Origin of the sequence: Pseudomonas sp. AM14(2022) (assembly GCF_036346455.1) — a bacterium.
Classification (GTDB): domain Bacteria; phylum Pseudomonadota; class Gammaproteobacteria; order Pseudomonadales; family Pseudomonadaceae; genus Aquipseudomonas; species Aquipseudomonas putida_A.
The window spans coordinates 314,744-334,158 of record NZ_JAOTNY010000005.1; the positions used below are offsets into that span (position 1 = coordinate 314,744).

The window sequence follows — 19,415 nt, forward strand, 5'->3', positions numbered from 1 at the left end:
TGCGGTCAGTGCCAGCGGCGGAAAATCAACGAGGTGTTGACGCCACCAAAAGCGAAATTGTTGTTCATCACGTATTCGTGATGCATCTGGCGGAATTCGCCGCGCAGGTAATCGAGCTTGCCGCAGTGCGGGTCGACCTCGTCGAGGTTGAGCGTGTGCACATACAGGTCGCGATTCATCATCTCGATGCTGAACCACGACTCCAGCGCGCCACAGGCCCCCAGCGTGTGGCCGAGGAAACTCTTCTGGGAGCTGATCGGCATGTGTTCGCCGAACAGACTGCTGGTCGCCAGTGTTTCGGCAATGTCGCCCTGTTCTGTAGCCGTGCCGTGACCATTGACGTAACCGATGGCATCCGGCGTCAGCCCGGCGTCTTCCAGCGCCAGCTCCATGGCGCGGCGCATGGTGATCTGCTCGGGGCGGGTGGTGTGCTGGCCGTCGGCGTTGCTGCCGAAACCGACGATCTCAGCGTGGATCCGCGCACCGCGAGCCAGCGCATGCTCCAGCTCTTCGAGCACCAGCATGCCGCCGCCTTCGCCGATCACCAGACCGTCGCGGCCCTTGTCGTACGGACGTGGGCTGGTCTGTGGCGCGTCGTTTTTCAGGCTGGTGGCGTACAGCGCGTCGAAGACCATGGCTTCGGTCGGGCACAGCTCTTCGGCACCGCCGGCGAGCATCAGCGGCAGCCGTCCGAACTTGATCGCTTCATACGCGTAGCCAATGCCCTGACTGCCGCTGGTGCAGGCGCTGGACGTCGGGATCAGGCGCCCGGTGAGGCCGAAGAAGATGCTGATGTTGGCCGCGGTGGTGTGCGGCATCATCCGCACGTAGGAGTTGGCGTTGAGCCCCTCGGCCACCGAGTTCAGCAGCATGTTGCCGAAGGCCTTGATCTCGTCGGTGCTGCCGGTGGATGAGCCGCAGGCCACACCCATGCGTCCGTCCTTGATCGATTCGTCACCGAGCAGGCCGGCGTCAGCCAGCGCCTGTTCCGCCGCACCCACCGCCAGCCGTGACACCCGGCCCATGCTGCGCAGTTGCTTGCGGGTCCAGTGCGGCGGTACGACAAAATCATCGATCGGCCCGGCCAGGCGGGTGTTGAGTTCGCTGAAGCGGTCCCACTCGTCCATCCGGCGGATGCCGCTGCGGTTGGCCGCGAAGTTGCCGGCGATGGTCTGCCAGTCGCTGCCCAGCGAGGTGATGCCGGCCATGCCGGTGACGACAACGCGCTTCATCAGCACAAGCCTCCGTTGACCGCCAGGACCTGGCGGGTGATGTACGAGGCTTCCGCCGACATCAGGAAATTCACCGCAGCAGCGACCTCTTCCGGGGTGCCCATGCGTTGTGCGGGGATCATTTTCATCAGTTCTTCCACCGGCACGTTTTCGTCGAGCATTGCCGTATCGATCAGGCCCGGCGCGACGCAATTAACCGTGATTTTGCGCTTGCCCAGTTCAATCGCCAACGCTTTCGCCGCACCGATCACCCCGGCCTTGGAGGCGCTGTAGTTGACCTGGCCACGGTTGCCGATCAAACCCGACACCGAAGTGATGCAGACGATCCGACCGGCGGCGCGACGACGGATCATCGGCATCATCACCGGGTGCAGGACGTTGTAGAAACCGTCGAGATTGGTGCGCAGCACCACGTCCCAATCGTCATCGCTCAGCGCCGGAAAAGCGCCATCGCGGGTCAGGCCGGCGTTGAGCACCACGCCGTAATAGGCACCGTGGGTTTCGACGTCGGCTTCGAGGATGGTTTTGCAGGTTTCGCGGTCGGCGACGTCGAATTGCAGGATGCGCGCGTTGCGGCCCAGCGCTTCGACTTCGGCCTTCACCGCTTGGGCTTCAGCCACGCCGCTGCGGCAATGCAGGACGATGTCGTGCCCGGCCTGCGCCAGACGCAAGGCAATGGCGCGGCCGATGCCACGGCTGGAGCCGGTGACCAGTACGGATTCAGTCATCGTTCGACTCTCTGGTTTGTTCAAGGTATTGGCTGGGCTGCGGCGGGCGGAACACGTTCAAGCGTGCGCTGGCCTCGATGCCGGGGGCGTTGATGTGGCATTCGAAAACACCCATGCCGTTGTCGTCTTCCAGCGAACGGATGCCGTGGATGGTCAGTTCGCTGCCGGCCGGAAACGCCTCGACGTTGCACTCGAATTTGCGCGTGCCGAGGAGGAAGCCCAGCTCCACCGGGTTACCCTTCTGCCGTGCATGGCAACCGGCGAACGCGGCGACGCTCTGCGCCATCAACTCGATGCCGACCCACGCCGGCAGGCTGCCGTCGGGCAGGTTGAACAAGCCGTCGGGCTTGACCGTGAGGCGGGTGTAGATCTGTTCTTCGTCGAAGCTGAGGATGCGGTCGAGCAGAATCATGTCGCCAGCGTGGGGCAGCAGTTCGGCGAGCGGCCAGTCGTTCATGGGGCGTCTCCGATAATCAGGCTGACGTTGTTGCCGCCGAAGGCAAACGAGTTGCTCATCAGGTAGCGGGGTGCAATGGACGACAGGCGTTCGCTCGCGGTCACCCACTTCAGCGCCGGCAAGTCGCGGTCGGGCTGGGCGTCCCAGACGTGTGGCGGCAGGGCATGCTGCGGGTTGTCGGCGCTCAGGCTCAGCCAGCAGAACGCCGCTTCCAGCGCACCGGCCGCGCCGAGGGTGTGGCCGGTCATCGGCTTGGTCGACGAGCAGGCCACGCCGCCCGGGAACAGCGTAGCGACGGCCAGACTTTCCATCGCATCGTTGTGCTGGGTCGCGGTGCCGTGCAGGTTCAGGTAGCTGATTTGCGCCGCTTGCAACTGTGCGCGGCTCAAGGCTTTCTGCATCGCTTGCAGGGCGCCGCGTCCGCTCGGTTCCGGCGCGGAAATATGGTGCGCGTCGGAGCTGGCGCCGCTGCCGAGCAGGGCAATGGCCGGGCCGTCGCCGCGTTGCTTGCTCATCAGGAACAGCACCGCCGCTTCGCCGATGTTGATGCCGTTGCGGTTGGCCGAGAACGGATTGCAGCGCTCGTCGGACACCGCTTCCAGCGCGCTGAAACCATTGAGCGTCAGTTTGCACAGGCTGTCGACCCCGCCGCACAGCACCGCGTCGCACAGGCCCAGATCGAGCAGACGCTGCGCGCTCATCAACGCCCGCGCACTGGACGTGCAGGCGGTGGAAATCACATAGGCCGGGCCGCTGAGTTGCAGCCAGTCGGCGAGAAAATTCGCCGGGGCGCCGAGTTCCTGTTGCCGATAGTCGTACTCGCCAGGGAACTGCTGCTCACGGAGGTAGTGCGCCAACCCGCGACTGGCTTCGTCGATCCCCGAGGTGCTGGTGCCGAGCACCACGCCAATACGCTCGCGACCGTAGGTCTGAATCGTCCGGTCGATGTCCTCGCGAATCTGCAGTGCGGCTTCCAGCAGCAGTTGATTATTGCGGCTGCTCTGGTCGGCCAGTTCGGCCGGAATCGCCGCCAGTTCACCGTGCACCGCCGCCACCGGCAACTCACGCCCGGCCACCCAGCCGGACTCGCGGCGCATGCCCGAGCAGTCACCGGCAAACAGGTTGTGCGCGACCTGGTGCTTGTCGCGACCCAGCGCGCAGATCACGCCGAGGGCATTGAGGTAGGCAGTCATGGCGTCGGTTCACCGAGGGGAGAAACCCGATAGTGCGGGCCATGGGGCAGATTCAATTGGAAACTCAACGGTTGTGCATAACGGACCGCCCAGCGCGGCGCCAGCGTGCGTTGCTCGCCCTGCTGCTGCGCGGCGGGGTAATTGCGCGCCAGTTCGCCGGAGGGGGTCAGGGCGAACAGCAGCGCGGCAAACAGCTCCCGGGCTTCCGGGTTGGGCGGCAATAGCCCGTCGGCCTGCCAGCGACCGTCGATCAGTTGTTGACGCGCCTGGGGGATGCCCAGCGGGTCCATCATCGACCAGCGGATGCCGGAGCCTTCGCGCTGGATCACCAATAGCCAGTCCTGGCGCTGATTGGCCTGATTACGTTCGATGTGCAATTGCAGCGGCAATGGCAGCGTCGGGTTGCTCGCGGGCAGCGGGGCCTGGCTGGCGCAACCACTTAGCAGGGTAAACATCACCAACATCAGCCACACCACAAACCTTGTAGGAGTGAGCCTGCTCGCGATGACGGTGGCACATTCGAAAAGCATGTCGGCTGACCCACCGCTATCGCGAGCAGGCTCACTCCTACAGGTTATGTGTCGCATCAGAGACCACCTTCAAGCGGCTTGCGCGCGACGACATTCACCAACGTTTCCTCACGCTCGCCAAACGGCTTCGGCCGGCGCAATCCAAACCGCTCCAGCAGTCCGAAATCCTGCGACCGGCTCCACCACAAATACGGGTACGAGACATTGCGTTCGCCAAACTCGAAACCCTGCTGGCGAATCATCTCCAGGTACTGCGCCGCGCTCTTCTGCACATGCATCGGATGGCGGAACAGCCAGCGAATCACCCAGGTATCAATGTAAGCCTCGGTGGACTCGGCGAACAGCAGATAACCACCCGGCTTCAGTACGCGGTAGAACTCGGCGAGGGCTTTTTCCTGTTCGACCAGATGATGAAAGGTCTGGTGGCAGAACAGCAGGTCGACACTGGCATCGGCGACGTTGAGCGTCGCGCAATCGCTACCGATCAGCTCCACGTCGAAGCCCTGCCGCGCCGCTTCTTCGGCGCTCAGGTGCAGGCTGTGCGGATCGGCGTCGATGCCGATCAGACGCTGTGGGGCGAAGGTCTGGCGCAGATGGCGGAACGATTTGCCCTGACCGCAGCCAGCATCCAGCAGCACCGGATGGGCCGGCAGCGACTCGCTGAACAGCCCGCGCAAATCGTTGATCGCCACGCGCAACACGTGGTGCTGCCAGGTGTGGCTGCGCAGGAACCAGAAACCGAAGCGGGTTTCCTCGACGTAGCTGTCGCTCAAGTAATTCATGGGGCGTCCTTTGCACAGAGTTCGGAAATCATCTTCAACCGGCGGCGCGCTTCGCTGACGAACGGGTTGCGTTCATCCCAGGCATAACCGGCGAGGATCGAGCAGATCATTTGGCGAATCTCCGCCTGACTGTCTTGATAAAAAATCACGTCCTGAAAGGTGCCGGCATACCAGCCTTCGACGTAGCAGCGGAAGGTGTCGACCCCACGTTTGAGCGGTTCGGCGAACTCGCGCTGCCAATCGACGGTTTCGCCCTGCAACTGCCGGTGCAGGACGGCGGCGGCCATGCTCGCCGAACGCATGGCGATGGTCACGCCGGAGGAGAACACCGGATCGAGAAATTCCGCGGCGTTGCCGAGCAGGGCGAAGCCGGGGCCATGCAGGGTTTTCACATTCGCCGCATAACCACCGAGGGTGCGCGCCGGAGTGTCCCACACCGCGTTGTTCAGCACGCCGGCGAGGCTTGGGGTTTCGCCGATGAAGCCGCGCAGGCAGGCGTCCAGATCGCTGTCGCGACCCTTGAAGTGTTCGGCGGCAGCCACCACGCCCACCGAGCAGCGACCGTTGCTGAACGGGATCGTCCAGAACCAGATGTCGCGGTGCTCGGGGTGGGTGGTGACGAGGATCTTCTCGCGGTCGAAGGCCGGGTTGTCGATGTGATCTTCAACGTGGGTGAACACCGCCTGGCGCACCGGGAAATTCGATGGCGCTTCCAGCTCGAGCAAACGCGACAGTACGCGCCCGTAGCCGCTGGCGTCGAGCACGAAATCCGCTTCGACGCGGTACTCGCTGCCGTCTTCGCGCAGCACGTCGAGCTGCGGTCTGGCGCGGTCGAAATCAACGCGGACGATGGCATCGCCGTAACGGATCTCGGCACCTTGCAGTTCAGCCTGATCGGCCAGCAGCTTGTCGAAATCGGCGCGCTGCACCTGGAATGTGGTCGGCTTGCCTGCGCTGAAGGTGTCGCTGAAATCGAAGGCGCTGTAGCGCTCGCCCCAGGCGAACGCAGCACCGGTCTTGCGCTGGAAGCCGGCGGCGTTGACGGCGTCGAGCATGCCGGCCTCTTCGACGAAGTCCAGGCAATGGCTGAGCAGGCTTTCACCAATGGAAAACCTCGGGAAGTGCTGGCGCTCGAGCACCAGCACATCGTGGCCCTTGCGCGTGAGCAGCGCGGCGGCGATGGCGCCGGACGGGCCGGCACCAATGATCACTACCTGACGACGTTGCATTTCAACGGTTGGCACGTGAACTCCCAGGCGCAGTGGCGGTGGTTTTCAGGGGCGCGCGGTGCAGGCCGATCAGGGCCGGCAACAGCGTCGCGATCAGGCCCATCAGCATCAGCGCGAAGTACAGCGCCGGGCTGATCAGCTGTTGTTGCAGCAACAGGTTGAGAAAGACGATTTCGCTCAGCCCGCGAATGTTCAGCAGCACGCTTTCCCGCCAGCGGCTGGCGCCTTCGAACGACGCACCGGCCCAGCCCAGGCCCAGCCAGTTGCCGAGCAGTTTACTGGCAATCGGCAACAGCAGCAGCGCCGCCCATTGCACCGCGCCGAGACTGGCGAGGGCGCTGTGCACGTCAATCTGCACGATACCGAAGGTGAGGATCAGCGGGATCGCGATCCATGTCTGCAAACGGCTCATCCACCGCGCCGGCAATGGCAGCACCAGCGGCACTTTGAGCAAGGCCATGCACAGCAGATAACCGATGCCGAAAATCAGCGCGTTGAGTTTGTAGTGCTCGGCCAGCACCAGCAGCGCAAAGAAACCGAGGCTGTAGGTCAGCGGTCGACGCACGCGCAGCAGACTCAACAGCAGCGGCACGCAGGCCAGTCCCAGCGGCAACAACAGGCTGCTCAAATGCAGACTGCCCTGAGCGAGACCGAACAGCGTCCAGCAGGTCAGGTCGATGAGGATGGCGGTCTGCACCATACGCCGGGTGGCGGCGGGCGGGTAGTCGATGTGACGCAAATACAGATACAAAACCGGAATCGCGGTGATCGCGAACACCAGCCCAATAGCCAGCGAGTTCAGCCACGGTTGCGCCGGTAGCAGCCAGCAGGCGGCGGCCAGACCGCAGGCGAACGGCACGGCAAAGCTCGGCACGGCGATTTTCACGCTCTGGCGGTCCAGACGCAGGTCGATCACATCACTGAGAATGTGCCCGAGCAACAGCGCGAAACTCAGGCTGTAGAGGTCTTTCAGCCACACCGGCGCAATCAGTTCGGCACCACTGAGCTGCCAGCCCGGTTCGATCCAGAAATACATCAGCAGCGGCAACCCGAAGCTGGCCAGCAGCAACTGGCTGACGATCGGGATCAGGCCGAAATGCCGACCGACACGGGTCGCCACAGCGAACAGCGCCAGGGCCATCAGCCAGAAACCGACGACCATCATGCTGCCGGCTCTGCGACGGCGGCGCGGTGGACGTGACGTCCGGCCCACGGTGCCAGAATGAAACTGAACGCCAGCCCCAGGCTTACCGCCAGGCCGAAGTTGCTCACCGCCGGCGTGCTCGACACCGCCAGCAGACCGAACGACAACCAGGTCGTCAGCGCCGCCAGCAAGGTGCCCAGCAAGCTGACAGCCGCACCGCCGACCTGCTCACGCATGAGGATTGCGTAATCGACGCTGATCGCCGTTACCAGCAGCAGGCCGAACAGGCTGAACAGGGTCAGCGGCTGACCGAGCCAACCGAGACTGGCGAGGCTGCACAGCGCCGCCAGCAGCGGCAAGGCGACGATGCGCAACGCGCCGCCGAAGCCGAACGGCACGGTTAGCACCAGCACAATCAACACGCAGGAGGCGAGTTTTAGTTCGGCGGCGCTGATCTGGGTCGCGGCGAACACGTTGTTCAATTCGCCGAGACGATCCACCAGCATCACCCCCGGCAAGTCCAGGGCTTGCACCCGCAGCAGTGACGGATTGTTCAGGCCTTGCAGGCTGGTCATCGCCGCCACGCCGTCAGCGGTCGGGCCGAGCCACAGCGTACGGTAAGGCTCGCCTAACGGCCCGGCCAGTGCCGCGTCGATGTCTTCGGCAGGCAGGCTCTGCAACTGCTGCAACTCGGTTTGCAACGCCGCGAGCGGTACGCCGAGGTCGAGCAATGGCTGCCAGTATTGCGCCAGTTTGCTCAGTGCCTCGCGCACTTGCTGTTGCTGGCTCGGCGGGCTGAGCAGTTGATCGAGGGCCAGATAACCTTGCAGTTTGTCGAGGTTGACCAGTTGCTGCAGGCGTTCGCTTAACGCGGCCTGACGCTCCAGCAGTTGCTGCTGATTGGCGCCGCGCACGAGGAAGAACTGGCTGGTCGGCTGATAGCCAGTGATGCGCGCGATGGTCTGCGCTTCATCGGTCAGGCGTTGTGGCGCACCGACCCACTGGCGGATGTCGTTCTTGCTTTGCAGCTGCACCAGACCGCCAGCGCAGAACGCGATCAACAGCGCCAGCAGCACCGGGGTGCGCACGTGTTCGAGCAGGGTTTCGCGCAGTTGCACCAAGCGCTCGGCCAGGCGCAGCGGCCATTGCGCCGGTTGCAGCTCAACGTTGTTCAGCAGGGCCGGCAGCAGGCACACCGCCGACAGATAGGCACCGAGCAATCCTGCGGCAGAGAACACCGCGATTTGTGTCAGCGCCGGGAAGGGCGTCCAGGCCAGCGCCAGATAACCGATGGCGCTGGTGATCAGGCTCAGCGTCAGTCCGGAGAGTGTCAGGCGCAGCGCCGGCCAGCTGCGCCACGGCTTGAGGCTCCAGCTTTTCGACAGATAGTGCAGCGGGTAATCCACCGCCACGCCGATCAGGCTGGAACCGAGTACCAGGGTCATCACGTGCATGTGGCCGAACAGCGCCACGCAGGCCACCGCGCCGAACAGCATGCCCACCAGCACCGGCACGAACGCCAGCAGCACCCGCCAGCGGCGAAACGCCAACAGCAGCAACAACAGAATCCCGAGAGTGGCGCCGCCGCCGACCCAGGTCATTTCGCGGGTGGCTTGTTGCTGGCCGTTGGCGGCGTACAGCAGACCGCTGGCGGCCAACAGTTGCACGTCGGCTCTCGCCGCCTGCTCGCGACTGTGCTGCAGCAGATCAGCGACTTTCAGCGGCAGGTTCATGTCGAAGGCATTGCCGGTGGTGCGCGCGCGCAGCAGCACCCAGCGCTTGCCGTCGGCATCGGCGACCAGTGCGCCGCTGCCGATGTCCAGTTGCACCGCGCCGTGTTTCGGCTGGCTGTTCTGGATCCGTCCGGTCAGGCCCAGCCAGTCGTCCTGGCTCGGCACCAGGGTGAAACCGTTGAACGGGTCGAACAGTGCCTGCACCCGTTGCTGAATGAAGGCATCGGGATGCTCGGTCAGCAGTTGCCGGTCATCCGCTGAGAGCATCGCCAGCCGCCCTTGCAGCAGTTGCGTACGCAGCGCCGGCAGATCCGCCTGCAGGTTCCACTGGACCTTTTCGAACAGACCGCTGGCCTGCCATTGCTCGCCCAAAGTCTGGGCCATGGCCACCGCTTGCTGGCGATCAGTGTGACCGACCAACACCAGCATTTCCCGATTGAGCGGCTCCTGCATGCGCTGTTCGGCGCGCAGTTCGAGGGCGTCAGGGTTGGTCCCGGGCACCAGCTCCATGAGGTTGGCCGACAGCGGCGCACCGTCGCGCCACTGCCATCCGGCCAGCGCGATGACTGCCAGCAGCAGGATCAGAAACAGCCACGGCAGCCTGCGCTCACTCGGCAAAGTCATGTTGCTCCGCTTCGCTCAACGGTTGACCGGAGGTACTGTCCTGCATGCGCAACACGGTGCTGTCGCCCTGGGTTTCCAGCAGTTCGATGGTCTGTACCAGCTCACCGCCGTCGATATTGATCTGATTGAACACTTGCTTGAGCAGCACCGAACGCGGGGTCAGGGTGAGTTTCCACTGCTGTGCGTCGCCGCTCAGGGCCAGTTCGAAATCCCGCTGCAAACCGCTGCTGTCGCCTTGCAGCACAGCGAGGAACAAGCGGTTCTGTTCGGCACCGGCGCTCTTGTTCGGCAGCAACTGCCAAGCGTTGCCGTCACGACGGGCGATGCCGTTGGCGGTGATGCGGTAATCCTGTTGCAGCGGGGTCTTGAGCAGCCACAGCAGGCCGTGATTTTTCGCCAGCACGAAGCTGCCCTTGCTGATCAACGGCTGAGGCAGCGCGCGCAGATGTTTTTCCTGAATGAACTGGCCGTGGATCACGTCCGGTTTCGCCAGTTGCTCGCTGAGCTGTTGCAGGTCGAAGGCGTTGGCCAGCGTTGACACGGCGAGCAGCGCCATCGCGCCAAGGCATTTGCAGAACAGTTTCATCGCAGCATCCTTTCCACCGCATCGGTGAACACTTTGGGTGAGGCCAGTTGCATCTCGCGGCTGCTGATCTCGACCGCTACCTGCACCGAGCTGGCACGGGTCAGGCGCTCACCGGTCTGCAGGTCGGTGATCAGATAATTGATCTTCAAGCGGTTCTCCCACTCCACCAGACTGGCGCGTACGTTCAAGCGCTGGCCGAACACCGCGCCGCGCACATAACGCAGTTGCAGGTCGATGATCGGCCACGCGTAACCGGACTCGGACATCTGCGTGTAGTTGTGGCCGATCTGGTCGAGCAGCGCGCAGCGCGCCACTTCCAGGTATTTGACGTAATGCCCGTGCCAGACCACGTGCATAGTGTCGACGTCGAAAAACGGTACGAGGATTTCCGTGTCGGCGTGCAGCACTCCGGCGCTACGCATGCAGCCTCCAGTGTTGCTCGGCGATACGTTGCAGACACAGGCGCAATTCGCCTTCGAGTGCACGGTCTTCGATGACCGGCGGGAAGTCCTTGGCCAGCTCTTCGTGCATGGCGGCCAGCGAAGGTGGCAGCGCGCGTGCGTCTTCATCGCGACCACGCAGCCAGACGCCCTGATTGGCCGCGAGCAACGTGGCGGCGGCGACTTGTTCGGTCAGCTCCAGCACGCGGATCGCGTCACGGGCGGCGATGGTGCCCATGCTCACCTTGTCCTGGTTGTGACACTCGGTGGAGCGTGAGAACACGCTGGCCGGCATGGTGTTTTTCAGCGCTTCGGCGGTCCAGGCGCTGGTGCCGATCTGCACGGCCTTGAAACCGTGGTTGAGCATGGCGCGATCCGCCGGGGCGCCGGACAGGTTGCTCGGCAAACCGTGGTTGTAGCGCTCGTCGACCAGCAGCGCGAGCTGCCGGTCGAGCAGGTCGGCGACGTTGGCCACCAGATTTTTCAGGCTGTCCATGGCGAACGCGATGTGCCCGCCGTAGAAGTGCCCGCCGTGCAGTACGCGCTCGGCTTCGGCGTCGATGATCGGGTTGTCGTTGGCGCTGTTGAGTTCGGTCTCGATGAACGCACGCAGCCAGTTCAGGCTGTCGGCCAGTACCCCGAGCACGTGCGGGGCGCAGCGCAGCGAGTAGCGATCCTGCAGGCGATGCAGCGGCGCGGTCGGCGCGTCGATCGCCAGATCCTTGCGCAGCCACGCGGCAACCTGCATCTGCCCCGGATGCGGCTTGGCGGCGAACAGACGCTCGTCGAAGTGTTCCGGATTGCCTTGCAGCGCGACCACGTTGAGAGCGGTGATGCGCGTGGCCAGTTGCAGCAGATAGTCGGCGCGGGCGAAGGCGAGGCAGGCGAGGCCGGTCATCACCGCCGTGCCGTTCATCAAGGCCAGCGCTTCTTTCGGACGGAGCACCAATGGCGTCCAGCCCAGTTCGCGATGCACGTCGGCCGCTTGCCGGCGTTCGCCACGGAACAGCACTTCGCGCTCGCCGGACAGGGTGGCGGCGACGTAGGACAGCGGCGTCAGATCGCCGCTGGCCCCGACCGAACCTTCTTCGGGGATCAGCGGCAGGATGTCGTGTTCGAGGAAGGCGTGCAGGCGCTCCAGCAGTTCGATGCGCACCCCGGACACGCCGTGACACAGCGACTGCAAACGCGCCGCCAGCACGGCGCGGGTGGCTTGCGGGTCGAGCAGTTTGCCGAGTCCGCAACCGTGGAAGGTGTAGAGATGACGCGGCAGTGCCTCGACGTGATGCAGCGGCACCGCGACCACGCAGGAATCGCCGTAACCGGTGGTCACGCCGTAGATCACGCCTTCCTTGTCCAGCAGCGAATCGAGGAACCGTGCGCCTTTGGCAATGCGCTCGCGGTAAGCGGCGTCGCTCTGCAACTGCACGGGCGCCTGACGGTTGGCCAGGGCCAGCACGTCTTCGATGCGCAAAGGGCGTTCGCCGAAGGTTACCGGCTCATGGGTTGGCGTCGTCATCGGTCTTCCAGAAAGGGTAAAAGTTGAACCATTGGTGCGGGGCTTCGAGGCAATAGTGACTCAGGCGCTGCGCATAGCGGGTGGCCCACTGATGAATGACCTGCTCGCGCTCGCGGCGTGTCCAGGTCACGCTGTCGGCGAACGGCTCGAGGGTCAGGCGATAGTGGCCGTCCGGTTGTTTCAGGCACATCAGCAGATTGACCGGACACTTGAGCAAACCGGCCAGCAGCCACGGGCCTTGCGGAAGCGCTGCCGGGTGGCCGAGAAAGTCCACGCTGACGCTGCGCCCGCCGTGCAACGGCACGCGGTCGCCAGCAATCGCCAGCCACTCGCCGCGCTCCAGGCGTTCGTGCAGTTGCAGCATGATCACCGGGTCCAGTTCGCTGACCTGGATCAGGCGCAGATTGGTCGCCCCGGCCTCGCCCAGTAAGCGATTGAACTGCTCGGCGTGCTTGGTGTGCACCAACACGTTCATGGTGACCTTTTCGCCGATCTCGGCCAGCGCCCGGCATACCTCAAGGTTGCCCAAGTGCGCACCGACCAGCAGTTGCCCGCGACTGCCGCGCAACTGATTGCGCAGCAGCGCCGGGTCGATGATTTCGATCTGCTCGATGCGCAGCTTGCCGTTCCACACGTCGAGCTTGTCGAGCAGCGAATCGGCGAACGCCATGAACTGGCGGAACACCCGCCAGTAACTCGGGCGCAATTCGGCGCGGTTGCTCCAGTCGGCCAGCCGTTGCTGGTATTGCCAGGCACTGTTGCGCGCGGTGCGGCCGAACAGGAAGAAGTACAGGACGATGCCGTACAGCAGCGGACTGAGCAGGCGTCGGCCAAGCACCTTGGCGGCGAACGCGGTGAATTTCATCAGCAGGAAGCTGCCGCGTTCTTCGCGGTCGGCCCAGTGCTTCTTGTCGGTCTCGACGCTCATGTGCGCCACCGGCGCCAGAGGATCAGCGGCAGGCGCAGCAGCATGCCGAAGAACAATCGGGTGTGCATGCTGGAAATCAGCGCGTTGTCATGGAACAGACGGAAGTGCGAGACGCCGTCCAGCGGGTAATGCACGCTGGTCTGCAGCCAGCGCATCGGCTGGTTGCGCCACGACAGGCGCACGAGGATGTCCGAGTCGAAATCCATGCGCTTGCCGACCCGCGCCGAGTCGATCACCGCCAGCGTCGGAGCCAGCGGATAGACGCGAAAGCCGCACATCGAATCGCGGATCTGCAGCGACAGTGTGTTGATCCAGACCATCACATGAGTCAGATAACGCGCGTACAAGCGGCCCTTGGGCACGCTCTCGTCGAACAGCGGATAACCGCAGATCATGGCGTCCGGGTGGACGCGGGATTCCTCGACGAAACGCGCGACGTCGTGCAGGTCGTGCTGGCCATCGGCGTCAACCTGCAGGGCATGGGTGAAGCCCAGGCGCGCCGCTTCGCGCAGGCCGGTCATCACCGCGCCGCCCTTGCCCTGATTGAGGGTCAGGCGCACCAGATGCACGCTTTCGCGTTCGGCCAGCGCATCCAGCACTCGCGCGCAGGACGGGGTGCTGGCGTCGTCCACCAGAATGCACGGCAGGCCTTGGGCGAGCAGCGCGTCGACCACGGTGCCGATCGCGGTTTCATGGTTGTAGACCGGAATTACGGCGCAAGGGTTATGCATTGAACACATCCCCACTGTGGCGAGGGAGCTTGCTCCCGCTGGGCTGCGAAGCGGCCCCAAATCCAGTCGACATAAAATTGCTGGCGAGCGCTTCGCACTCGAGCGGGAGCAAGCTCCCTCGCCACAGGTTATGCATCGGCAGTTCCCAGGAGGATTCGCCCGCTGGAGCAGGTCGCGGTGTCGTTACGGTAGGCGAAATACAGTTTGCCGCGCTCGGGATCGAAACGCAGGTGCAGCTGGATTTCATCGCCCGGGCGCACCAGTTGCTGGAATTTCAGCACTTCCATGCCGGCAAATTTGCCAGACAGGTTCAGCAGATGTCGGCCAAGGTTCAGCGCCCATTCGACTTGCACCACGCCGGGCAGCACCGGGGCCTTGGGGAAGTGGCCGCTGAAATAGGCCAGGTCCGGCGGAACACCCAGTTGCAGGCTCCACTCGCCGTCGGTTTCAACCTGCTCCAGCACTTCCGGGGCTTTCGGCCGTGGCGCCAGCAGCAGCGCTTCGATGTCGGCCTGCGGCAGCTTGCCCTGGCTGTTCAGCGGCAGTTGCCGCACCAGACGCCAGCGCCGGGGCAAGGCCAGGGCTTCGCAATGCTGACTCAGGTGTTTGCGCAGGGCTTCGGTCAGGCTGCGACGACCGTGTTCGCGCAAGGCAAACAGGCCGGCGTCGCTGAGCACCAGCAAGGCGCCAAGTACCGCGCGGTTTTCCTGAACCACGCCCAGCCGTGCTTCGGCGACCCACTCGTGGGCGACCAGTGCCTGTTCGAGCATCGGCAGGGAGATACGCTTCTCTTCGAGTTTGACGATGCGGTCCAGCCGCCCGAGCAGTTCGAAACGTCCGTCGGCGGCGATGCGCACGGCATCGGCGGTATGTTCGACATGCCCGGCCGGCAGATAGGGAGAAGCGATCAGCAGGGCGCCGTCGCTGTCCTGGCTTAGCTCAACCCCGGCGAAGGGCTGCCACAGACTGGCGCCCTGACGCCAGGCGATACCGCCGGTTTCCGAGCTGCCGAGGATTTCGGTCGGCCACTGTTGCAGGCGTTGCTGCAGGCTCTGTGCCGCGTCTGCGGGTAAAGCGCCGCCGGAGGAAAACACCCGGCGCACGGCGCTCAGGGCCGGCCAGTCGAGGTTGTCGCCCATGCGTTTGAGCAGTGCCGGGCTGCCGACCCAGGCGAAGGCCGGGTGTTCGCGGCTGGCGCGCTGCAGGTCTTCCGGAAACGCCAGTTGCCTGCGCACGAACGGACGTCCGGCGCACAGCGGCCACAGCGCCCGGAACAGCAACCCGTAGATGTGCTGGGTGGCGACGCTGCCGATGATCCAGGCTTCACCCAGATCCGCGCCCCACAGTTGCTCCAGTGCCTCGACCTCGTTGGCCAGTTGGCGCAGGGTCTTGTCGATACGCTTGGGCTCGCCGCTGGAGCCGGAGGTGCACAGGCTCAGGCGGCACTGCTCGAGGTCGAGTTCAGCACCGGGCAGGGCCGGCTGCAGCAGATCGCTCAAGTGAGCATCATCGGGGTGATCGCTCAACCACAGATCGACCTCACTCGACCAGCGCTGGCGGGTCTGCGCTTGCAGGTCGGAGGGCAGCAGGACGGCGACGCCCGCGCGCCAGGCGCCGAGCAGGGCGATGGCGAGGTCGGCGGCATCTTCCAGATGCACCGCCATGCGCTGCACGCCGCGTGCCTGCAGGCCGGCGGCAACGCTCAGCGCCTGCTCGCGCAGTTGCGTGTGGTCGAGCGCCGGGGCGGCGCTGATCGCGCGCTCCGGCAGGGCCTTGAGCAACAGTTGCTCAAGTTTTATCCAGTTCATTTACGGCCTCTTACCCGTTGTCGTATCAGCCATTCAATGGCAAACATCAGGCCGATCAATCCGTAGGAGATCAGGCCGGTGTACAACATCCACCAATGCAGCGGCGCCCACAGGGTCAGGAGCGCGGCGCACAAACCGTTGCAGAAGAAAAACACGCTCCAGGCCACCGTGACCTGGCGGGTGTAGCGGATCGCTTCGGGCGGCAATTGCGGCTCGCGCAATCGCGCCAGACGCTCGACCATCGGCGGCCCGTATTTCAGGCTCAGGCTGAACAGCACCAGCATGAAGCCGCTGATCAGCACCGGATACCAGCGCAGCAACAGCGGACTGTCGAACAGCGCCAGCAGCAGGCAGAACACGATCGCTACGCAGGCCATCCAGCGGCTGCCGGGTTCGCGCTCGCCGGTCAGCGCGCGCGCCAGCCACAGCCCGCCCAGCAGCAGTCCGAACTGCCACGGGGCGAAGTGCTCCATGCCGAAATACACCGCAAAGGGGTACAGCAGCCCCGCCAGCAGCAGGCCGAGGCCGATCAATCGGCTCATGCGGCCGGTTGAACCAGACGGTAGACCGCCTCGACCACGTCACCGACGGTGCGCACCGATTTGAATTCTTCGGCGGCGATTTTCTTGCCGGTCTGGCGTTTGATGTGATCGATCAGGTCGACCGCGTCGATGCTGTCGATCTCCAGATCCTGATACAGGTTGGACTCCAGGCTGATCCGCGCCGGATCCAGTTCGAACAGCTCGACCAAGGCATCGCGCAGGGTGTTGAAAATGTCGTCACGAGTTTGCATGGTCCGGTCTCAAGCTGCCTGTTTTGCCGTGACGAACGCCGCAAGGCTCGCCACATTGGTGAAGTGGTTACGGGTGTCTTTGGCGTCGGCGTCGATCTTGATACCATACTTTTTCTGGATCGCCAGACCCAGTTCCAGTGCGTCGACCGAATCCAGGCCCAGGCCTTCGCCGAACAGCGTCTGCTCGTCGCCGATGTCGTCGACGCTGATGTCTTCGAGGCCCAGGGCGTCGATGATCAGCAGTTTTATTTCACGGTGCAGATCGCTCATCTTCGGCGAGCTCCTTAATGTAGTAAGAGTGCAAATAATCATTGAGCTTGCGCGAGGCCTGCGGTGCCGGGCCTTGCGTGGCGAAAGTCTGTGGATCTATATCGGCCCCGACACGAAAACTGAAGTGCACGCGGCGGTGGGGGATGCGATACCAGGGTTCGGCCTTGGTCAGGGTAGTCGGGCTGACCTTGATGACCACTGGCGTAAGGATTTTCGCACCGCGCAGGGCAATCGCCGCAGCCCCCCGATGAAAGGCTGGCGCCTGGCCGGGTTGAGTGCGCGTGCCCTCGGGGAAAATGATCAGCGTCTGGCCGTTTTGCAGGGACTCGGCGGCAGCGTCGAGCATGTCCATGCTGCCGTCGTTGCTGATGTATTCGGTACTGCGCAGCGGGCCGCGGGTGAAGGGGTTTTCCCACAGGGTTTTCTTCACCACGCAATTGGCCTGGCGCACCAGGCCGATCAGGAACACCACGTCGATCAGCGACGGGTGGTTGGCGATGATCATCTGCCCTGGACGCCCGAGGCGTTCGGCCCCTTGAATGTCATAAGTCAGCACACCGGTGCGGGCCATGAACCGCACGAAAAACCAGAACAGCCGACTGACGGTTTGCCGTGCGCGTTGACGATGCCTGAGCGCGTCACCCGGCAGACAGCCGAGCAGCGGAAATACCAGCAAGCGCAGGCACAGCCCGCCGAGCCCGAACAGGGTGAAACTGGCGGCGGTGGCCAGCAAGCGCCAGTAATAGGCGTCGCGGTTCTTCTCGGTCACGGGTTGCGTTGCCAGGTCCATACACGATTTTTCCAGGCATGTTGGCAATGGGTTTGCTGACCGAGCAGGGCGCGCAACAGATTCAGCGCGTGGGGCCAGTGCGCTTTGGACACTGTTTCCTGGCCGCTGTTCAGGGTCAGCCGCCAGTCGGTACCGGGGGTGAGCAGCAGACCCAGCGCATAAGGGAACGGCACGTCGTCGACCCACTGCGAATAGGCCTCGGGCGGCTGTTCTTCGGTGATGATCAGCAGCACCGCGGGAGCGCCTTCAGCGAGCAGGGCGGAGGCTTCGATGATGCCGTGTTCCAGGCCATCGCCTGCGGCCGCCAGTGCAGTCATTTCGCTGGTTTCACCGCGCATGATCGACCACAGACCAATGATCGCGTTGTGCACCGACAGGCTGAACTGGGTCGGCGACAACGGCTCGTCCTTGGCCAGATCACTGAGGATCTCGAAGGTACGCGGGGTTTCGCCGTGGCGCGAAACAAACACCAGCGGCAGGTTCTCCCGTCCGTCGGCCAGCGGCCAGCCGACACTGAACGCCATCCGCGCCAGACGGCTGAGGCGTCGGCGCTGCATGGCTGGCAGAAACGACACATCGGGCGCGGCATCGCTGCTCGGGAGTACGACCGGTTGTCGGCTCCAGGCCTGCCACGCGTCCACGCTGTCGAGCCCCGGGGCCCACGCGCGCCATTGGGCGATGTTGAAGTTAATCACGGATGTTCATCCCGCCCCTGCGGGCTTTTTATGACGCTTTGGGTCGCCAAAGCCACGGCTGACCTGAGGTGGCGCTGGGCGCCGGGTGGCGCGCATTATCCCGGTGCGACGAGTGTGTAGCAAATGTTGGTTACGTTTTGCGCAACGAAATGTACTGAGTGGTTCGTGGAAAAACTGTCATTTGGCCATTATCCGGATCGTGCGGGATTTGTCTGTCGGGCATATCAGCGCACTCGGGAGGTTTTTGCCCGCTGTGCCCGCTGATTTTTGCGCCTGACTCTGTAGTCCGCGTCGTTGAAGGTAGCGAAGCGCACGCACAGGCAACTACACTCGGTCATTCTTTGATACACGGAGGTTTTGTCATGCGGCGCGTGGTGTTCAATCAGAAAGGTGGCGTGGGCAAATCCAGCATTGCCTGCAATCTGGCAGCGGTGAGTGCCAGCGAGGGCTATCGCACGCTGTTGGTCGACCTCGATGCCCAGGCCAACTCCACTCAGTACCTGACGGGGCTCACCGGCGATGACATACCGATGGGCATTGCCGACTTCTTCAAGCAAACCTTGTCATCAGGGCCGTTCTCGAAGAAAAACCAGGCCGACATCTACGAAACCCCGTTCGACAACCTGCACATCATCACCGCTACCGCTGAGCTGGCCGATCTGCAGCCCAAGCTCGAGGCCAAGCACAAGATCAACAAGCTGCGCAAATTGCTCGATGAGCTGGATGGCGAATACGACCGGATTTATCTCGATACCCCGCCCGCACTGAATTTCTATGCAGTGTCGGCGTTGATCGCCGCCGATCGTGTGCTGATTCCCTTCGATTGCGACAGCTTCTCGCGGCAGGCGCTGTACGGCCTGCTGGCGGAGATCGGAGAGTTGAAGGAGGACCACAACGAAGGTCTGGAAGTCGAAGGCATCGTGGTCAACCAGTTCCAGGCCCGGGCCAGCCTGCCGCAGCAGATCCTCGATGAGCTGATTGCCGAGGGCTTGCCGGTGCTGCCGGTGTATCTGAACAGCTCGGTGCGCATGCGTGAGTCGCACCAGGCCAGCACCCCGCTGATCCACCTCGATCCTCGGCACAAGCTGACGCAGCAGTTCGTTGAGCTGCACAACCTGCTCGAAGACCACTGACCCCTGAGCTACTCAGATCCCCTGTAGGAGTGAGCCTGCTCGCGATGGCGTCCTCTCTGCGAGCATCTGA

At 63.8% G+C, this 19,415-nt stretch carries 21 protein-coding genes; 1 reads left to right on the forward strand and 20 read right to left on the reverse strand.

Annotation, left to right across the window (positions count from 1 at the left end):
* Nucleotides 1-5 precede the first annotated feature (5 nt).
* The 20 genes from V3W27_RS13355 to V3W27_RS13450 form a co-directional block, all read right to left on the reverse strand.
* Complete coding sequence (locus V3W27_RS13355) at nucleotides 6-1,232, reverse strand: beta-ketoacyl-ACP synthase (RefSeq protein ID WP_098966831.1); 1,227 nt, start codon at nucleotides 1,230-1,232, stop codon at nucleotides 6-8.
* Nucleotides 1,232-1,960 (reverse strand): 3-oxoacyl-ACP reductase FabG, encoded by a 729-nt coding sequence (gene fabG / locus V3W27_RS13360; RefSeq protein ID WP_027611328.1) that lies wholly within the window; start codon nucleotides 1,958-1,960, stop codon nucleotides 1,232-1,234. Before fabG ends, V3W27_RS13355 begins: the two co-directional genes overlap by 1 nt.
* Nucleotides 1,953-2,417 (reverse strand): hotdog family protein, encoded by a 465-nt coding sequence (locus V3W27_RS13365; RefSeq protein ID WP_330206785.1) that lies wholly within the window; start codon nucleotides 2,415-2,417, stop codon nucleotides 1,953-1,955. The genes fabG and V3W27_RS13365 overlap by 8 nt, the downstream gene beginning before the upstream one ends.
* Nucleotides 2,414-3,610, reverse strand: a complete 1,197-nt coding sequence (locus tag V3W27_RS13370) for a beta-ketoacyl-[acyl-carrier-protein] synthase family protein (RefSeq protein WP_330206786.1) — start codon at nucleotides 3,608-3,610, stop codon at nucleotides 2,414-2,416. Before V3W27_RS13370 ends, V3W27_RS13365 begins: the two co-directional genes overlap by 4 nt.
* Nucleotides 3,607-4,197 carry a hypothetical protein gene (locus tag V3W27_RS13375; protein WP_442962652.1) on the reverse strand — a complete coding sequence of 197 codons (591 nt, stop codon included), beginning with the start codon at nucleotides 4,195-4,197 and terminating at the stop codon, nucleotides 3,607-3,609. The genes V3W27_RS13370 and V3W27_RS13375 overlap by 4 nt, the downstream gene beginning before the upstream one ends.
* Nucleotides 4,197-4,922 (reverse strand): class I SAM-dependent methyltransferase, encoded by a 726-nt coding sequence (locus V3W27_RS13380; RefSeq protein ID WP_330206788.1) that lies wholly within the window; start codon nucleotides 4,920-4,922, stop codon nucleotides 4,197-4,199. The genes V3W27_RS13375 and V3W27_RS13380 overlap by 1 nt, the downstream gene beginning before the upstream one ends.
* Entirely contained in the window at nucleotides 4,919-6,166 is a 1,248-nt protein-coding gene (locus V3W27_RS13385) for an NAD(P)/FAD-dependent oxidoreductase (protein ID WP_330206789.1), read from the reverse strand. Before V3W27_RS13385 ends, V3W27_RS13380 begins: the two co-directional genes overlap by 4 nt.
* Nucleotides 6,153-7,316: a sodium:proton antiporter gene (locus V3W27_RS13390; protein ID WP_330206790.1), complete on the reverse strand. Its 1,164-nt coding sequence runs from the start codon at nucleotides 7,314-7,316 to the stop codon at nucleotides 6,153-6,155. The genes V3W27_RS13385 and V3W27_RS13390 overlap by 14 nt, the downstream gene beginning before the upstream one ends.
* Complete coding sequence (locus tag V3W27_RS13395) at nucleotides 7,313-9,652, reverse strand: MMPL family transporter (RefSeq protein WP_330206791.1); 2,340 nt, start codon at nucleotides 9,650-9,652, stop codon at nucleotides 7,313-7,315. The genes V3W27_RS13390 and V3W27_RS13395 overlap by 4 nt, the downstream gene beginning before the upstream one ends.
* Nucleotides 9,636-10,238 carry an outer membrane lipoprotein carrier protein LolA gene (locus V3W27_RS13400; RefSeq protein ID WP_247269329.1) on the reverse strand — a complete coding sequence of 201 codons (603 nt, stop codon included), beginning with the start codon at nucleotides 10,236-10,238 and terminating at the stop codon, nucleotides 9,636-9,638. Before V3W27_RS13400 ends, V3W27_RS13395 begins: the two co-directional genes overlap by 17 nt.
* The gene (locus V3W27_RS13405) at nucleotides 10,235-10,660 is read right to left on the reverse strand and encodes an acyl-CoA thioesterase (protein ID WP_027611337.1); all 426 of its coding nucleotides are present in this window, start codon (nucleotides 10,658-10,660) and stop codon (nucleotides 10,235-10,237) included. Before V3W27_RS13405 ends, V3W27_RS13400 begins: the two co-directional genes overlap by 4 nt.
* Nucleotides 10,653-12,197 carry an HAL/PAL/TAL family ammonia-lyase gene (locus V3W27_RS13410; RefSeq protein WP_096794708.1) on the reverse strand — a complete coding sequence of 515 codons (1,545 nt, stop codon included), beginning with the start codon at nucleotides 12,195-12,197 and terminating at the stop codon, nucleotides 10,653-10,655. The genes V3W27_RS13405 and V3W27_RS13410 overlap by 8 nt, the downstream gene beginning before the upstream one ends.
* Nucleotides 12,178-13,125: an LpxL/LpxP family acyltransferase gene (locus tag V3W27_RS13415; protein WP_103368709.1), complete on the reverse strand. Its 948-nt coding sequence runs from the start codon at nucleotides 13,123-13,125 to the stop codon at nucleotides 12,178-12,180. Before V3W27_RS13415 ends, V3W27_RS13410 begins: the two co-directional genes overlap by 20 nt.
* Nucleotides 13,122-13,856, reverse strand: a complete 735-nt coding sequence (locus tag V3W27_RS13420; protein ID WP_330206792.1) for a glycosyltransferase family 2 protein — start codon at nucleotides 13,854-13,856, stop codon at nucleotides 13,122-13,124. Before V3W27_RS13420 ends, V3W27_RS13415 begins: the two co-directional genes overlap by 4 nt.
* A gap of 128 nt (nucleotides 13,857-13,984) precedes the next feature.
* Nucleotides 13,985-15,664: an AMP-binding protein gene (locus V3W27_RS13425; RefSeq protein ID WP_330206793.1), complete on the reverse strand. Its 1,680-nt coding sequence runs from the start codon at nucleotides 15,662-15,664 to the stop codon at nucleotides 13,985-13,987.
* Nucleotides 15,661-16,206, reverse strand: coding sequence for a hypothetical protein (locus V3W27_RS13430; protein WP_150369496.1), 546 nt, complete (start codon nucleotides 16,204-16,206; stop codon nucleotides 15,661-15,663). The genes V3W27_RS13425 and V3W27_RS13430 overlap by 4 nt, the downstream gene beginning before the upstream one ends.
* The gene (locus tag V3W27_RS13435; RefSeq protein WP_003220947.1) at nucleotides 16,203-16,457 is read right to left on the reverse strand and encodes an acyl carrier protein; all 255 of its coding nucleotides are present in this window, start codon (nucleotides 16,455-16,457) and stop codon (nucleotides 16,203-16,205) included. Before V3W27_RS13435 ends, V3W27_RS13430 begins: the two co-directional genes overlap by 4 nt.
* Before the next feature lie 9 nt (nucleotides 16,458-16,466).
* On the reverse strand, nucleotides 16,467-16,727 hold the full coding sequence (locus V3W27_RS13440; protein ID WP_007967290.1) for a phosphopantetheine-binding protein: 261 nt from the start codon (nucleotides 16,725-16,727) through the stop codon (nucleotides 16,467-16,469).
* Nucleotides 16,708-17,517 (reverse strand): lysophospholipid acyltransferase family protein, encoded by an 810-nt coding sequence (locus V3W27_RS13445; RefSeq protein WP_150369497.1) that lies wholly within the window; start codon nucleotides 17,515-17,517, stop codon nucleotides 16,708-16,710. The genes V3W27_RS13440 and V3W27_RS13445 overlap by 20 nt, the downstream gene beginning before the upstream one ends.
* Entirely contained in the window at nucleotides 17,493-18,212 is a 720-nt protein-coding gene (locus V3W27_RS13450; RefSeq protein WP_103368705.1) for a beta-ketoacyl synthase chain length factor, read from the reverse strand. Before V3W27_RS13450 ends, V3W27_RS13445 begins: the two co-directional genes overlap by 25 nt.
* 362 nt (nucleotides 18,213-18,574) lie before the next feature.
* Between V3W27_RS13450 and V3W27_RS13455 the strand changes: the two genes are divergently transcribed.
* Nucleotides 18,575-19,345: a ParA family protein gene (locus V3W27_RS13455; protein WP_007967296.1), complete on the forward strand. Its 771-nt coding sequence runs from the start codon at nucleotides 18,575-18,577 to the stop codon at nucleotides 19,343-19,345.
* The last annotated feature ends 70 nt before the right edge of the window (nucleotides 19,346-19,415 follow it).

What these genes read in the sequence shown, in the direction of transcription:
- V3W27_RS13455 (WP_007967296.1), top strand. Translation starts at nt 18,575, where the DNA reads ATGCGGCGCGTGGTGTTCAATCAGAAAGGTGGCGTGGGCAAATCCAGC.
- V3W27_RS13370 (WP_330206786.1), bottom strand. Translation starts at nt 3,610, where the DNA reads ATGACTGCCTACCTCAATGCCCTCGGCGTGATCTGCGCGCTGGGTCGC.
- V3W27_RS13435 (WP_003220947.1), bottom strand. Translation starts at nt 16,457, where the DNA reads ATGCAAACTCGTGACGACATTTTCAACACCCTGCGCGATGCCTTGGTC.
- V3W27_RS13425 (WP_330206793.1), bottom strand. Translation starts at nt 15,664, where the DNA reads ATGAACTGGATAAAACTTGAGCAACTGTTGCTCAAGGCCCTGCCGGAG.
- V3W27_RS13365 (WP_330206785.1), bottom strand. Translation starts at nt 2,417, where the DNA reads ATGAACGACTGGCCGCTCGCCGAACTGCTGCCCCACGCTGGCGACATG.
- V3W27_RS13405 (WP_027611337.1), bottom strand. Translation starts at nt 10,660, where the DNA reads ATGCGTAGCGCCGGAGTGCTGCACGCCGACACGGAAATCCTCGTACCG.
- V3W27_RS13390 (WP_330206790.1), bottom strand. Translation starts at nt 7,316, where the DNA reads ATGATGGTCGTCGGTTTCTGGCTGATGGCCCTGGCGCTGTTCGCTGTG.
- V3W27_RS13380 (WP_330206788.1), bottom strand. Translation starts at nt 4,922, where the DNA reads ATGAATTACTTGAGCGACAGCTACGTCGAGGAAACCCGCTTCGGTTTC.
- V3W27_RS13355 (WP_098966831.1), bottom strand. Translation starts at nt 1,232, where the DNA reads ATGAAGCGCGTTGTCGTCACCGGCATGGCCGGCATCACCTCGCTGGGC.
- V3W27_RS13430 (WP_150369496.1), bottom strand. Translation starts at nt 16,206, where the DNA reads ATGAGCCGATTGATCGGCCTCGGCCTGCTGCTGGCGGGGCTGCTGTAC.
- V3W27_RS13395 (WP_330206791.1), bottom strand. Translation starts at nt 9,652, where the DNA reads ATGACTTTGCCGAGTGAGCGCAGGCTGCCGTGGCTGTTTCTGATCCTG.
- V3W27_RS13415 (WP_103368709.1), bottom strand. Translation starts at nt 13,125, where the DNA reads ATGAGCGTCGAGACCGACAAGAAGCACTGGGCCGACCGCGAAGAACGC.
- V3W27_RS13400 (WP_247269329.1), bottom strand. Translation starts at nt 10,238, where the DNA reads ATGAAACTGTTCTGCAAATGCCTTGGCGCGATGGCGCTGCTCGCCGTG.
- V3W27_RS13375 (WP_442962652.1), bottom strand. Translation starts at nt 4,197, where the DNA reads ATGCGACACATAACCTGTAGGAGTGAGCCTGCTCGCGATAGCGGTGGG.
- fabG (WP_027611328.1), bottom strand. Translation starts at nt 1,960, where the DNA reads ATGACTGAATCCGTACTGGTCACCGGCTCCAGCCGTGGCATCGGCCGC.
- V3W27_RS13445 (WP_150369497.1), bottom strand. Translation starts at nt 17,517, where the DNA reads ATGGACCTGGCAACGCAACCCGTGACCGAGAAGAACCGCGACGCCTAT.
- V3W27_RS13410 (WP_096794708.1), bottom strand. Translation starts at nt 12,197, where the DNA reads ATGACGACGCCAACCCATGAGCCGGTAACCTTCGGCGAACGCCCTTTG.
- V3W27_RS13420 (WP_330206792.1), bottom strand. Translation starts at nt 13,856, where the DNA reads ATGCATAACCCTTGCGCCGTAATTCCGGTCTACAACCATGAAACCGCG.
- V3W27_RS13440 (WP_007967290.1), bottom strand. Translation starts at nt 16,727, where the DNA reads ATGAGCGATCTGCACCGTGAAATAAAACTGCTGATCATCGACGCCCTG.